13 protein-coding genes are annotated in these 14,232 nt (G+C 58.7%); 8 read left to right on the top strand and 5 right to left on the bottom strand.

What is annotated here, in order from left to right; all coding sequences use genetic code 11:
* The first annotated feature begins 203 nt into the window (after positions 1–203).
* Positions 204–746 (top strand): AAA family ATPase, encoded by a 543-nt coding sequence (locus tag DKT70_RS16590; RefSeq protein ID WP_111560187.1) that lies wholly within the window; start codon positions 204–206, stop codon positions 744–746.
* Positions 747–841: 95 nt separating this feature from the next.
* Here the strand turns inward: DKT70_RS16590 and DKT70_RS16585 are convergent, their stop codons facing one another.
* From DKT70_RS16585 to argC, 3 genes are all read right to left on the bottom strand, one after another.
* Complete coding sequence (locus DKT70_RS16585; protein ID WP_111560186.1) at positions 842–1,501, bottom strand: LysE family translocator; 660 nt, start codon at positions 1,499–1,501, stop codon at positions 842–844.
* A 144-nt stretch (positions 1,502–1,645) separates the two neighbouring features.
* Entirely contained in the window at positions 1,646–2,221 is a 576-nt protein-coding gene (locus DKT70_RS16580; protein ID WP_199559636.1) for an HD domain-containing protein, read from the bottom strand.
* Positions 2,222–2,306: 85 nt separating this feature from the next.
* Positions 2,307–3,284, bottom strand: a complete 978-nt coding sequence (gene argC, locus DKT70_RS16575; RefSeq protein WP_111560185.1) for an N-acetyl-gamma-glutamyl-phosphate reductase — start codon at positions 3,282–3,284, stop codon at positions 2,307–2,309.
* 178 nt (positions 3,285–3,462) lie between these two features.
* On the opposite strand from argC, the gene DKT70_RS16570 reads away from it, so the two are divergent.
* The 4 genes from DKT70_RS16570 (at position 3,463) to DKT70_RS16555 (ending at position 6,496) form a co-directional block, all read left to right on the top strand.
* Positions 3,463–3,957: a GNAT family N-acetyltransferase gene (locus DKT70_RS16570; protein ID WP_111560184.1), complete on the top strand. Its 495-nt coding sequence runs from the start codon at positions 3,463–3,465 to the stop codon at positions 3,955–3,957.
* A 191-nt stretch (positions 3,958–4,148) separates the two neighbouring features.
* Positions 4,149–4,781 carry a tyrosine-type recombinase/integrase gene (locus DKT70_RS16565; protein ID WP_111560183.1) on the top strand — a complete coding sequence of 211 codons (633 nt, stop codon included), beginning with the start codon at positions 4,149–4,151 and terminating at the stop codon, positions 4,779–4,781.
* A gap of 347 nt (positions 4,782–5,128) precedes the next feature.
* Complete coding sequence (catB, locus tag DKT70_RS16560) at positions 5,129–5,764, top strand: type B chloramphenicol O-acetyltransferase (protein ID WP_111560182.1); 636 nt, start codon at positions 5,129–5,131, stop codon at positions 5,762–5,764.
* 303 nt (positions 5,765–6,067) lie between these two features.
* Positions 6,068–6,496 carry a hypothetical protein gene (locus DKT70_RS16555; RefSeq protein ID WP_146612669.1) on the top strand — a complete coding sequence of 143 codons (429 nt, stop codon included), beginning with the start codon at positions 6,068–6,070 and terminating at the stop codon, positions 6,494–6,496.
* Positions 6,497–6,698: 202 nt separating this feature from the next.
* Here DKT70_RS16555 and DKT70_RS16550 read toward each other — a convergent pair whose 3' ends face one another.
* The gene (locus DKT70_RS16550) at positions 6,699–7,319 is read right to left on the bottom strand and encodes a GNAT family N-acetyltransferase (protein ID WP_111560180.1); all 621 of its coding nucleotides are present in this window, start codon (positions 7,317–7,319) and stop codon (positions 6,699–6,701) included.
* Positions 7,320–7,753: 434 nt separating this feature from the next.
* On the opposite strand from DKT70_RS16550, the gene DKT70_RS16545 reads away from it, so the two are divergent.
* The 3 genes from DKT70_RS16545 to DKT70_RS16535 all read left to right on the top strand — a co-directional run bounded on the left by DKT70_RS16545 (position 7,754) and on the right by DKT70_RS16535 (position 12,670).
* On the top strand, positions 7,754–9,652 hold the full coding sequence (locus tag DKT70_RS16545; protein WP_158530137.1) for a PAS domain-containing sensor histidine kinase: 1,899 nt from the start codon (positions 7,754–7,756) through the stop codon (positions 9,650–9,652).
* A gap of 535 nt (positions 9,653–10,187) precedes the next feature.
* On the top strand, positions 10,188–11,387 hold the full coding sequence (locus DKT70_RS16540; RefSeq protein WP_111560178.1) for an alpha/beta hydrolase: 1,200 nt from the start codon (positions 10,188–10,190) through the stop codon (positions 11,385–11,387).
* Positions 11,388–11,725: 338 nt separating this feature from the next.
* Positions 11,726–12,670 carry a lysozyme inhibitor LprI family protein gene (locus DKT70_RS16535; protein WP_111560177.1) on the top strand — a complete coding sequence of 315 codons (945 nt, stop codon included), beginning with the start codon at positions 11,726–11,728 and terminating at the stop codon, positions 12,668–12,670.
* Between the two features lie 436 nt (positions 12,671–13,106).
* Here the strand turns inward: DKT70_RS16535 and DKT70_RS18110 are convergent.
* A partial coding sequence (locus tag DKT70_RS18110) for a tetratricopeptide repeat protein (protein ID WP_199559635.1) occupies positions 13,107–14,232 on the bottom strand: 1,126 nt, incomplete at its 5' end.

Genomic DNA, 14,232 nt, shown 5'->3' with positions numbered 1-14,232 from the left:
AGACAACATGGTGCGTATAGCAGTCCAAGTGTTGGCTGGCGGCTTTGTTCCGAGAAGCTTCTAATAGTTGCACCCGGCGGCGTCTAAATAGAGCCCATTGCCGCCTATCGGATGTGTAGCTAATCTCGCTAGTGCACTGGAACCGTCCGCCTGAGGGCTGGACGATTGGTGTTTCCCCATCATAGAAATTTCGAGGATAGCCCATGGGTGACCATATGTTCGTCGTGACTGGCGGCCCCGGTTCCGGCAAAACCAGCTTGATCGAGGCCCTGACCCGCCGAGGGTTCTACAGTATGCCCGAGGCCGGACGAGCCATTATACAGGATCAAGTGCGAATAGGCGGAACGTCCCTGCCATGGGCCGACAGGTCGATGTATGCCGAACTCATGCTGGGCTGGGAGCTACGCTCATGGCATGAAGCGCGGGTTATAGATGGCCCCGTCCTAATGGACCGAGGGATACCTGATGTTGTCGGCTATCTCACGCTCTGCGGTCTCCCGGTTCCAGCCCATATAGAGGCAGCAGCAAAGCTTTACGCGTATAGTAGACGAGTTTTCCTTGCTCCGTATTGGGAGGCCATTTTTACGCAAGACGCAGAGCGCAAACAGGATCGAGGAGAGGCCCAAGCGACCGGTAAATTCATGGCAGAAACTTATGCCCAGTTTGGTTACCAGCTCATCGAATTGCCAATGACTGGGGTCGAGGAACGCGCTGATTTTGTGACGAGCATCCTAAAAAGCGTATAACCGCTTTGTCCCGCATAGCAGACGGTCCAGAGTAGCGAGCGAGGGGCTGCTATGCGGGACGAAGCTGCCTATCGGCGAATGGCAGCTTGCGCGTCTTAGGCTGCTTGCCGAACAAACAGCAGGCGCCCCCCAAGAGAAATAAGCATGACTCCGGACGTAGTTTGTATCCACCGCCAGATCACAGGTCGCTTTATCATTCTTGCAACCGTGCCAATGCCCAGAACGACCACACCATACCATAGAAGCGCGATGACGGCATGTATGGTGCCTAACGCCATGCCTTGTACGAGGATCGGGAGGCTGCCCACAGCGATGAATTGTGGGAATACCGCGAGATAAAACAAGGCTGGCTTCGGGTTAAGGATGTTGGTCATGTATCCTTCAGCGAAGCGCAAACCGAGCCTGCGAAGCGGTGCAGGAGCGCCGGATGCCGTGCTAGTATTTACCGGCATCAACCCTTCGCCTTTCCAAGTCGACCGGAGGGCTTTGATGCCCAGCCAGATCAGGTAAATCGCTCCGACGACTTTTAGGATTGAGAATGCAAGTGCAGAGGTAGCAATAACTGCACCTACGCCAATCAATGAAAGAAAAGCGTGTGAAAGAATTGCAGCACAGAACCCGATAGTATTTGCCAACCCGGCTGAGCGCCCAAAGGTGGGCGTGGTTCGTAGCAGAAGAAACAGGTTCGGTCCAGGCGACGTCACGATCAAGGTGACGATAACGGCGAAAGCAAGAATGGCGTCTGGTGTTGGCATGGTAATTCCTTGGTGCCCTTCCCTAGCTGCATATCACTATCGGACGTAGCATTTGATGTGTCGAGCAGAGAGCGGCAGCTCGGGCTCTGCATGTGGCTGCCGCTGCAGCTCGGTGTCGGCAGCTTAGCGGGACGAAGCAGCCGATCAAAGCAAGCGTGCTCTGATTTCGATTGGGTCAATTCCAGCTTGCCGCATCTTCTTTTCTGCCCTGGATCTGATGACAGCGAGCAAAGTCATCAATGCCGTGTCATGGGCGCATTCGCGGTCCATCTTAGTGTAGACGAGACCCAACTCTTGCTCGGTCCAGGTCTGTAGATCCGCAAGATTGTGTTGGTGCTGCACCTCAAGTTTGTCGAGGGCGCGCGCAAACTTGGCCTCTTCGGTCTCGCAGTCTTCGTATTCACGCCAGAGCTCTAAAAGCAATTTTCCCGAAGCAGCTGGAAGCATCCCGCGCATTGTCTCCATTGCTTCAGTTTCATCGGCAAGCTTGGTGTTTTTACGCGCGCTTTCCTCAAAGTATGGAATATCCCCGTTGATGGCCTCCGCTATGTCGTGAAGCGCGATCAGCTTCAGGGTCTGTCCCAGGTCGACAGGATGCTGAAGGTGCGGAGCCATCAGGACAGCCGCCACGGACATCATCCACGTATGTTCCGCGACACTTTCCCGCCGACCATTCGACAACCAGCTATGGCGCATCTCGGTCTTCAGATTCTCGGCCAAGCCCAACACGTCCACAATAGCCTCAGCGTCTGCACGGGGAAGTCTCGCGCTATCACAGCTGTGTTCTGTCACGGGGCCACTCCTGTCACGGCCAAACGGATGCGCCTTCCAGACCAGCGGTTTCTGGCAGGCCGCAGATCAGGTTCGCGTTTTGCACCGCATGACCAGCTGCTCCCTTGCCAAGATTATCCACCACTCCCATCGCGATCACCAGGTTTCGTTTGGGATCAGCTGCATAGCTCACGAATGAGAGGTTTGAGCCGGTAGCCCATTTGGTTTGTGGCGGCTTATCGGTCACGCGCACAAACGCACGATCGGCATAGTAGCGCCTTGCCGCATCCAGGCACTGATCGGTGGTGGCGGTTCCGCGACAGTAGATGGTGACCAGCACACCACGGGTCATCGGCACCAGATGCGGCGTAAAGACCAGCCCGGAGGCGTCGCCACCGCTCAGATGTTCGATGGTCTTGGCTATCTCAGGCATGTGGACATGCTTAAGCAAACCATAGGGCTGCAAGTTCTCGTTGCTCTCTGCGTATCCAAACTTGCCGTCACCACCGCCCCGACCTGCGCCGGAAATGCCGGTCTTGGCGTCAATGATGATGTTGCTGGGCGCGATCAACTTATTCACCAACAGCGGAGCCAGCGCGTTCAGCGTTGCTGCAGGAAAACAGCCGGGGTTGGCGACGCGGCTCTGACCTTCGAGCTGTGCAGGCCAGACGTCGGCCAATCCGTATGCCCATCCCTCGGCGTAGCGGTGGTCGCCCCCAATATCAACGACCTTCACCCCATCCGGAACGCGCGCCAGTGCTTCGGCCGATGTGCCCGTAGGCAGCGAGGCGAAGAGCACGTCTAGTTTCGGCAGCGCAGCAGGGTCCCACTTCTCGATCACCAGGTCGGCCAGCTTGTCGGGCACGCCAGGAAAGCGATCAATCAACCGACTGCCGGCGCTACCCTCGCCTGCGGCATAGACCAGCTCGAACGACGGGTGGCTTGCGATCAGGCGCAGCGCTTCACCGCCGCCAAAACCGCTGATGCCGACAATGCCGACGCGAATGCTCATGGTGATGTCCTACTTACTAAAAGCTGTAAACATAATCGGCAAGTTCACGGGAAACTTCGATGATTTACGCCCCATTGTCCACGAAATGAATGACGCCGATGACCTACGCGATTACAAGGTCCAATGACAGCAACGGGTCGTGCTCGGCATCTTCTCGCCCCAAGGAAAGCCTGCGCATATGCTGGAAACGAAGAGCCTCAAGCTGTGCGGCGCCCGCCGGGCTGATGTGCCAGATCTCTTTTCATTCCTGGGCGATGCGTCAGCGATGACATTTACGCATGTTGATCACTCGCTGCAGGATTGTCGTCGCCGGGTGATGGTCCATGAGTATTTTCGCCGCCGCGATGGCTGCGCACCCTGGGTAGTCAAGGAAAGCGACACAGACAGGATCATTGGTTGGGGTGGACTCTATCAAGATCCGTTTGAGCCGGGCTGGGGTTTCGAGGTTGGTTACTTCTTTCATCCTGAAGCTTGGGGCAAAGGGTACGCTTCCCAATTGGTAGCTGCCGCGCTTTCTGTGGCGGACGATCAGCTAAAGCTTCCGGAAGTATGGGCAATGGCCCATCCAGAAAACCGCGGCTCGCAGCGGGTTCTCGAAAAGGCAGGCTTCATCTTCGCAGAACCGCTCCCAGATCGCACGCGGCTGCTCTATCGCCGGGACCGCGGATCATAGCTGACAGTCGGCTTTGGGCTCGTTGTGTCGATGCTGCCGCCCTTGCCACCGGAAGTCGTTGAGCCTCCTTCACTCGGTATACGTCCGCTCCTGGTGCCGGCTTGGGTGCATACGCCGAGCCTGCGGAATGATATGCTTTCTTTGTCGACACTATCGAAGAAGGGCGGGCATGGCGGACAGGAGGTGTCATCATGTCCATCGATCTTCTTCCCGCAGTCAAGCCTGTGCGCGTCAGTTGGAACAAGGGCCGCGTCGTCGGTCAGAAGCGGCCGCTCCTGCCCCGGCACGTTTGGTCGATCCGGGTCCGGCTTGAAATGGCAGGCAATGCCCGCGACCTCGCGCTGTTCAACATGGCGATCGACAGCAAGCTCCGCGGGTGCGACCTCGTGGCCCTGAGGGTCCGAGATGTTTTCGCCGCAGGGCACGTGAAGGAGCGCGCCTCGATGATCCAAAGCAAGACAGGAAAACCCGTCCGGTTCGAGATTACCGATACAACGCGCCAATCCCTGGACCGCTGGATCCGGAACCCCGAGATGATCGGGCTCGAGTTCTTGTGGCCAAGCCGGATCCACGGAAGTGCGCACCTGTCGACACGGCAGTATGCCCGGATCGTCCGGGGCTGGGTCGTGTCGCTTGGTCTGGAGCCGAGCGCCTACGGCACCCATTCAATGAGGCGCACCAAGGTTGCCCAGATCTACAAGAAGACGGGAAACCTGCGTGCTGTTCAACTGTTGCTCGGCCACACGAAGATGGACAGCACCGTGCGCTATCTCGGGGTCGATATCGAGGACGCGCTGTCGCTGTCAGAGGCGGTAGATCTTTAGCCATCCTTCCGATCGGCACTATTCGTGTCGGTCGGACCATAGCGGCCCGACGATGCCGTTAGATGCTGTAATGCAGGTTCCCGGAACCGGACGTTGGTGCAGGCCGCAGCGAGATCAATTGGGCTGTGACCACGTTGCGGGACATAACTGCCTATGACCCGGCTTGCGCCTTCAAGCTGTAGCATTATCTTCAGGTAGATCTTGAAAGGCTGAAGACCCGATGAAGGCTGCGCACCGAACCATCTGAATAACTTCCTGAGCAAAAGCTCGGGAAGATTGCGTGCCGCCATTGGCGGTAGCGATGCGCTTGCATGTGCACATGCAAGCCATTCATTCAGAGGTTTGAAATGCAGAATTACTTCGAGAGCCCTTTTCGGGGAATCACCTTGGACAAACAGGTCACAAATCCTAACATCCTGGTCGGGCGGTTCAGCTACTACTCCGGCTACTACCATGGCCAAAGCTTCGACGAATGCGCCCGCTATCTTCTGCCAGATGAGGGCGTTGATCGCCTGTTGATTGGGAGCTTCTGCTCGATCGGTTCCGGCGCCAGCTTCATCATGGCGGGAAACCAGGGCCATAGATACGACTGGATCAGCACGTTCCCATTCTATTGGATGCCTGACGTGCCCGCATTCAGTGATGCTAAGAACGGCTTCCAGCCCGCCGGCGATACGGTCGTCGGAAATGACGTATGGATCGGCTCCGAAGCCGTTGTTATGCCGGGCATCACGATCGGCGATGGCGCCGTGATCGGAACGCGCGCCGTGGTGACAAGGAATGTCGCGCCCTATTCCATCGTCGGCGGGCATCCCGCAAAGGAGATCCGCAGGCGGTTTGCTGAAGATCTGGTCGATCTTCTGCTCGAGCTGCGGTGGTGGGAGTGGTCCGAAGACCAGCTGAATGCCGCAATGCCGCTTTTGACCAGCGGCGACATTCAAGCGCTGCACGCGCACTGGAGCACCCACATCTGCAGGCATTGAACCACCTGAGAACACGTGCGCGTCGTTCATCTGACGGCGCGCGCGATCGGCCGCATTGGGCTCTTAACGTCGATTTGCCGGCGTTGGTGCCGGCAACGGTCCTGGGCGGCCCCTGACCAGCGCACTCGGCCCTTAGCCGCCAGCCGGCCCATGACGGGCGCTGCGGTGCAGCTTACCCATACCGGACGTTCGTGCTCGGCGCGGCGAAACAAGGCGGGCAAAGGCTGCTGTGCGGGACATTCTGGACGTTGACTGATGCTACAGTCAGGCCGAAGCTGGAAAATCACTAGGAGCCAACACAGCATGGCGAGACGCATCGAGCTTCAAGGCATCGTTCATGATGTCCTTGTTGCCTTTATCAGCCGCAACAACGATCTGAACGGATACTGGGCCCTTGGTCAGTTGAGAACTTGGATGGAGGACGAAGGTGCGGGCACGTTTGAAATACCGCTGGTGGGCGAAAGCCTCGCCGCAATAAATTCTAAGACTTTTCCGATATCTCAACGCTTCGCTGCAATGCTTCAAGTCCTCATGAAGAGCCAAAACCTGCCTTCCGAGAGGGTTCAGGACGCTCGCTTCACTGTTGAGTTGGCCGCTTTTGACCGATTCAATTGCTCGCTTCGCGTGGTTTCTGAACTTGGGCGCTCCTTTGAATTTAGTCGCATTCTATTGGTGCGTCGGCACGATCCTCGCCGCGAGAGCCGCCGCGCAGCTGCTGCTGCGAGGCCCTGACCGTCCGCAGTGGGCTCGAAGCCGACTTGCGGAGGCGCTGCAGAGCTGAGCGATGGATCGCTCCTAGCGCGGCCTCATTCTCGGCCCAAAACTGCCAGTCGGTCTTTGATTGGCGCTGCGGTGCAGCTTCCCTAGACCGGACGTTCGTGCCTAGCGCAGCGAGATCGCGCAGGCGAAGTCTGCTTTGCGGAAGAGCCGTCATTCAGGCCCATGAGATTTCCAGCGGTGGTAATACAGCAATGTCCTCGATGGCGTAAGCAATTCCGTCAACAAGGAGGCCGTCAGGCAGTTCACAACCAAGCGGTTGATGCGCGATCTTTCGGAAGCCCAGCTTCTGCGCTAGGCGCGCGCTTGCCGTATTGGGCACTGCGTGGCCCGTCGTTACCAAACGCGCGTCCAACACCTCGAACGCGGTCCGTATCATCGCATTCACCGCCTCAGCTCCATATCCTTGTCCGGAAGCAGAGGATCGCATCCAGTAGGACAGGCGGAATTGGCCTCGCCGCCAGACCGGGATAAGATCAACGCCTCCGATACAGGCGCTTGATGCCCATGCAAGATAGGACAATCGCTCGCGTCGTTGAGCAGCCTCTGCGGCTTGTGCCAAGCGCTCTGACTGCCATCGTGCATCGTGTTCTTGGCTAGGCTGCCCCATGATCTGGTGAAACCATGGCAATAGCTCCGCATAGCTCTCGCCTCTTGCCTGCGCCACCGCTGCGGCGTCTTCCACGGTTGGAGGGCGAAGTTGAAGCCGGGGTGTCCGCACAATGTCCGGCAGCAGGTATGACGCAGGATCTACGAGGCGCACGTAGGGCAGTGGCATAGGTTCTTCCACAAGGCTGATCCCGTGATCATTGCTTGGATAGAGAGCAATTGGAATGACCGCCTAGGGCTCTTCGCGTCGATCTGCCGCCCCTGGTGACCGCACGGGCACGCGGCGTCCTTAGATTGGCACACTCGGCCCACAGCTGCCGTTCACCGAAAAAGTCACCATGGCGTTGCGGCTTGCCAAAGCGGCCATTCAGGGCGATCCGCAACTAAATGGATGGCCGCCGTTCAAACAAGCGGATACGCGGCACTGCTCTCGGCTTTCTCGAGGGCAAAAAATGGACATCAATTGTCTTGTGGCGCGGTGAACACGCTTGGAATATGTTCATAAAGCCAATTCGCGATGCGCCGGAAACAGCCTTGCGCGTTGCGGTCGCGCGAGAGGCACAACGCTGTCTATGCAGTGTTAGGAGAGTCAGGAGTCCCGGAATGTCCGATCAGCACTTCATATCCGTCAGAGATGCCGGACGCATCGCCGATCTGAACGAGCTGATCCTCCGCTCGATCGTCGATCATGCTGTCGTGACGATGAACCCGGACGGGATTATCACGAGCTGGAACGAGGGTGCCGAGCGCATTCTCGGCTGGACCGATGAGGAGATCCTCGGCCAGCACGCTGATGCCTTCTTCACCTCTGTCGACACCGCCGATCATCGGGTCGAGGTCGAGATGAAGCTTGCGCTCGAACACGGCCGTGCCGAGGACGTGCGATGGCATGTCCGCAAGGGCGGAGAGAAGTTCTGGGGCAGCGGACTGATGATGCCACTCCTTGATGCCACCGATGCCGAGGGTGATGCAGTTCGCAAGCCAGGTCGGTTGGCTGGTTTTGTTAAGATCTTCCGGGACCAGACGAAAGAGCGCGAAGCCGAGCGGCGGATGCAGCGCTTGCAGGACCGAGCCCGTATCGCCATGAACCGCTCGGGAACCGTGGGTGTGTTCGAAAACGAACTCCAAAAGGACGTGGTGATCGCGGACGAGATCGCGGCCCGGCTGCACCGTGTGGACGTGGCGACGGCCGAGGGAGGAACCTCTGTCGAAGCGTTCTTCCGCGGCATCCTGTTCGAAGATCGCGATTGCGTCCGGCAGGCCATCCGAGCGGCGGCGACGAAGGGCGACAATGTCGACATCACCTACCGCGTTACGCGCGAGGGCACGAAGCCAGTCTGGGTGCAGGCCCAAGGCACGGTGCAGTTCGATGATGCGGGCACGCCCGAAAGGCTGGTTGGCATCGTCGTCGATGTAACCGACCACCGCGAGCAGATGCGGATGCAGCAGACCCGACTCGAATTCTCTGAACGCGTTCGCGACCTGCGCGACCCGTCTGAGATCGCAAACCTTGCGGCCCGGATGATCGCCGAGACGATCCATGTCTTCCGCTCCGGTCACGGAGTTGTCGATCCGACCGGGAAGATCGTCACCGTAAAGGCCGACTGGACCAGGGACGGGGGATTGAGCCTTCTAGGCGATCACAGGTTCGAGGATTTCGGCAGCTACGTCGCGGACCTGCGTGAGGGGCGCGCGGTGATCATCGAGGACGTGCGAGCTGACCCGCGCGTCCAGGACGTGAAGCCACTCGAGAACCTCGGCGTGCGCTCCCTTGTGAACCTGCCGTTGATGCAGGAGGGCCAGTTGAAGGCGGTGCTCTTCGTCAATTCGCAGGTCCCACGCAAGTGGACGGAGAACGAGCTGGCTTTCCTCTCGGCAATGGTGGACCGGACCTATGCGGCAATGGATCGGCTGCGGCTCGAGAACGAACGCGACGTGCTGGCCAACGAAATCGCGCACCGTATGAAGAACGTGCTGACGATGGCCCAGATCATCGTCCGGCAGAGCTTGCGAGGCGTTGCAGGGATCGAAGACGAGAAGCACGCAATCCAGTTGCGCCTCTCCGCACTCTCGGCGGCACAGGATGTGCTTACGCAATCGCAGCAGAAGGAAGTCGATATCCACGCGGTCGTGCGCAGCGCACTGGGACCGCACGTCGCCGACTTGCGTCAGATAGCAATCAGCGGCCCTGCCATGCGTCTAGCTTCAGAGCAGGTGATTGGGCTGACCCTGGCCCTGCACGAGCTCGCGACGAACGCCGCGAAATACGGGGCGCTCTCGACGGAAAATGGATGGGTGACAATAAACTGGAGCCTGACTGGGAATGACTTCACCTTCGAATGGAAGGAAGGTGGCGGCCCTGCGGTTTCCAGTCCGAGGGGCCAAGGGTTCGGATCGACACTTCTGAATGGTGTTGTCGGAAGTTATTTCCAAGGAATATCCCGACTGGAACTGCTTGATGACGGTGCCGAATTCACCCTCGTCGGCTCAAGGCCTCACTGATCCACCAGATTTGTGCAGATCAGACGTGGACTGTGCTGGCACCTGAATTCCCTAATAGGTCATTTCAACCTTGCTCGGGCTTTGACATTGTCTGCGTTCAGGTTTGCTTTCGGCCCTTAGCGGTCGCTCATTGCTCGACAGATGTTCTGTGCTGCATCTCCAGACCGGACGTTCCTGCCTGGTGCGGTGCGAATGACCAAGCGCTGTCAGATATGCGGGACGTTTCAGACATCGATTGAACGCAGGTTTGCTGCAAGCGTCTTCGTATCAGCGCCCGTCACCATGATCTTCACTATGTTGAACATTTCCCACTATTTGGACCACCTACAGGTTCTGATGGAGCTGCTGAACGACGTCAGAGCTTGGTCAAACAAAGTGGGCAATAATCGGGTCACCACATCAACACCCTAACCCGTATGGCAACGCCAAAAAATATATAGGGCGCGATTGGATCGTTAACGAAGCGTTTGCGTTGGGTTGGCAATGCGGGAGGCCTGAAGTGCCCCCGCGCTTGGATAACAAATCGGAGGATACCATGGCCCATTCGACACGCGCGACGCTCTGGACGACCGCAGCCGCCACGAGTCTCATCGTCGCCCTGACCGCCCCGGCATTTGCCCAGGATGCCGCAGCCGACGACGTCGCCGGACAGACCGAGATGCAAACGGATCAGCAGAGCGGCACTAATGAAACGACGCCGCAAAAGACGACTTCGGCTGACAGCGACGCTGGCGAGACGACGTCGGACGAGACTGCGCCCATGTCCGGCACGATGGATCGGGCTGATGCCGACATGGCGCGCGTGCTCGAAGCTCTGAAGGCGCTAGATCCGAAGCCGATCCCGGAGCTTGCTGCCGAGGAAGCACGACAGCAGCCGACCCCGGCCGATGCGGTCGCCCGCGTGATCGAGGAAGACGGGCTCGACGTGCCGGAGCCCGCCGTGACGCGGCAGGACATCACCTATCCCGCGGCCGAGGGCGACCAACCTGCCCGTGTCTATACCCCTACTGACGCGGGCGAAGGACCCTATCCTCTCGTTGTCTATGTCCATGGCGGCGGTTGGGCCATCGCTGATATCGATACCTATGATGCATCCGCTGCGTCGCTTGCGGACAAGCTCGGCGCCGTGGTGATCAGCCTGGAATACCGTCACGCTCCGGAGAGCCCTTTCCCCGCCGCGCATGACGATGTCTTGGCCGGTTACACCTGGGCCGTTGAGAATGGCGACCAGTTAAATGCCGACGTCGACCGTCTGGCACTGGTGGGCGAAAGCGTCGGCGGCAACATGGTCGTCGCCACGGCCATCGCCGCTCGAGACCAACAACTGACCCAGCCCGACCACGTCGTGTCGGTCTACCCCGTTGCGCAGACCTCGCTTGAAACCGAAAGCTACGTCGAGAACGCCGAAGCCGTGCCGTTGAACCGAGCAATGATGGAATGGTTCTTCGACCAGACGGTGACCGATGAGAGCCAGCTCGATGATGCTCGCATCAGCCTGGTCGACGCGGACCTGGCTGGGTTGCCGCCCATCACGATCATCAACGCAAGCATAGATCCGCTGCTGAGCGACGGAATGATGCTCGCCGACGCGATCGAGGCGGCTGGCGGTGAGGTGGAACAACGCACCTTCGACGGCGTGACCCACGAGTTCTTCGGAATGGCCGCAGTGGTCGAGGACGCCGCTGCCGCGCAGGACTACGCAGTCGAGCGGGTGAACGCTGACCTCGGCAAATAAGCCTCGGGAACAAAAGCAATGGGACATTTTATGTCCTGTGAAACCCGGACGCCGTGCGCGTCCGGGTTTTTGCGTGACTGGTTCGTTCCGCGCCTATGATCAGGTTCACGGCAATTGCGGTGATAGCCAATCTACTGCTGATGTCCCGCAGAAGGCTACCGCTGGCGCGTTCGGCCCTAAGGCGCCAGTCGGCCCATGAGGGGCGCTGCGGTGCAGCTTCCACAGACCGGACGTTCGTGCCTGGCGCAGCGAGATCGCGCAAGCAAAGTCTACTATGCAGGACATTCTGAGCTTTCGCTGCGCTTGCTCGAGTGTCCGTTTCGAGTGAAGATTACGGTATGAAACGCTCCTCCTATCATCAGATCACCGACTGGAACGAACGGCGAGGGGATCAACCTCGGCTTGGCATTGAACTCGTTCATCAAATCGACGCACTCTGCGAGGGTGCCGCCTCGGTCGTTCAACTCTCTTCGACATTTGTTGAATTTATTCCCATTCGGCTGGTCACGACATTAGAAGTTTTCCTCCGTGGTGTGATCTCCGAGTTGATCAATGGTAGAGAGGAGTATTTCGAGCGTGGAGAAAAGCTAGCCAAGGGCGCGAAAATCGACCTCGCTTTTGCCGCTCATTTGAATCGACGAGAACTTACCATCGGTGACTTCGTTGCACACACCGTATCGCTTAACAGCGTCGACGCTGTCCTTAGTGTCTTAGATACTCTGCTCGGAGGTTTCCCTGCGAAGCTGAAGGTAGCTCATCCAAGATGGTCTGAGGAGGCCGACGATTGGCCGCTGCCTCCGATCATCGAAGACTACGCCACGATGGTGGCGTCACTTGCCCGTCTCTACGAGGTCCGCCACATCCTGACACACGAGCTTCCGCAGATAGCCGTCCTCGATCCTGAAGAACTGCAGCATCTTGCTGCAGCGACCAAGGAGTTTATAGCAGCAACGGACTGGGTGGTGGTGGAAGCCTTGCATGGGGCCGTGCCGCGCACTCAGACTGCAATGAACGTCAGCGCCGGCAGCGATCTGCACCAAGAAGAGGCACGGCTCGCGGAGACGCTGCTTGAAGTCTCAGAGATTAGAGGCGTTGACCCGAATGCGCTCCGTGCGCTGCAGGAGGGCTGGAGGGGATGGGCAGACGCACAGGCCGCTCTTGTCGCCTCTCAGGTCGAAGGGGGATCGATGTACCCAATGGTTTGGGCGAGGGAAAAGACTGTACTGACGCGGGAGCGAAGAGATCAGCTGACACGCTTAAAGGCAGAATGGATGGATCGCTAGCCCTACTTACATCAACCACTCTCCGGTTCATGATGGGTGTTCCGGCGTCGCAAAAGCCGCCATTCTTCCATGGCGCAGCAACAGTTCTTTCGGGCTCTTAATATAAACCTGCAGCCCCTCGCGCCAGCGCCGGGCTGCCTCTGCCTCGCGCAACCGGCCCCAAGCTGCCCTTCATCGATTGACGGGCGCCACATGTCGCTTCCCTACACAGGACGTCCTGTCTGGCGCAGCATGATGTTCAAATAAAGTTTGCCGCGCGGGACAACCCGTCCTACAGCCGTCATTCAAGCCAAGCGCAGCCAATGGCCGCTCCCAGCTCGAAGCGCCCCTGCGGTTCGGCTTTCTTTGCCTACCCGAACTATTCGTAATTTCAATCCAATTCTCCATGAAGGTAAGCCAAGAACTCTTCAGAAAACCGGGCCAAGTCACAGTGGTGTCACTTGCCTTTCAGGGGCTTTGAAGCAGGGAGCAAGCGTGGGAGGATGAGGCCTGCGGCGTGACGGGTTTCCGGATTCACGTCAAGCAAGGCTGCCTCGCCATAAACTGCAGCCTTCAGCGCGGCATGGATTGGGGCATAACGATTGGCCAAACGTGTCTCTTCAAACCAGTCGACCAAGCGCTCGCCAAGTCCAGCCGTGATGGAGAGACGCAGAAAACGTTCCAGGTCATCGGTGAAATTCCAGCTTTCCTGAAACAAGCCTCCTTGCAAGGCCTTGTTCAGATGCTCCGTGGCGTCTCCAAAATTTTTCGCCTGAACGGCGAGCGCTGCATCCATCAACGCGCGCCCCTCGGTCGGAATGTCTTTGAGATGGGGCAATGTCTCTTTCGCCTTGGAAAGCTCTTCCGATGTAACATACAGCCAGAACAAGTTCCCGTAAGCCAACGCTTCGTGGCTTTCCGTCAAGCTTTTTAAAAGCGCTTCAGTGCGGTTCCCCCCCCCAACGCCAGTGTCGATTAAACAATTGGCTAGAGAGACCTTCGCCCGCGCGACCTGTTCCTGCAGGGGGAGGGCCTCACTGTCGCCGTAGCGGGCGATGAGCGCGTCGTAGACCTCGATCTCTGCCGCAGGATCGCTGGTCTGGCCTAGCGTGATGGCCTTGTTGAACATGGACTGCGCGACCTGTTTCTGTATCGGGAGGGTGTCACTGTCGCCGTAGCGGGCGATGAGTGCGTCGTAGACTTCGATCTCTGCCGCAAAATCACCGGATTGGCCCAATGCGACTGCCTTGTTGAGCATGGCCCGCGCAACCGGTTCCTGCAGCGGAAGGGCGTTGCAGTCGCCGTAGCGGGCGATGAGCGCGTCGTAGACCTCGAGCTCTGGCGCAGGGTTGCCGGTGTCTCCTACCGTGATTGCCTTGTTGAACATGGCCTGCGCGACCTGTCCCTGCAGCGGGAGGGCGTCACTGTCGCCGTAGCGGGCGATGAGCGCGTCGTAGACCTCGATCTCTGCCGCAGGGTTGCCGGTGTCTCCTAGCGTGATTGCCTTGTTGAACATGGTTCGCGCGACCTGCTCCTGCAGCGGGAGGGCGTCACTGTCGCCGTAGCGGGCGATGAGCGCGTCG

The sequence above is a fragment of the Paracoccus sediminilitoris genome, from assembly GCF_003259195.1.
Lineage (GTDB): Bacteria > Pseudomonadota > Alphaproteobacteria > Rhodobacterales > Rhodobacteraceae > Paracoccus > Paracoccus sediminilitoris.
This window is presented reverse-complemented; position numbering and strand designations above follow the sequence as displayed.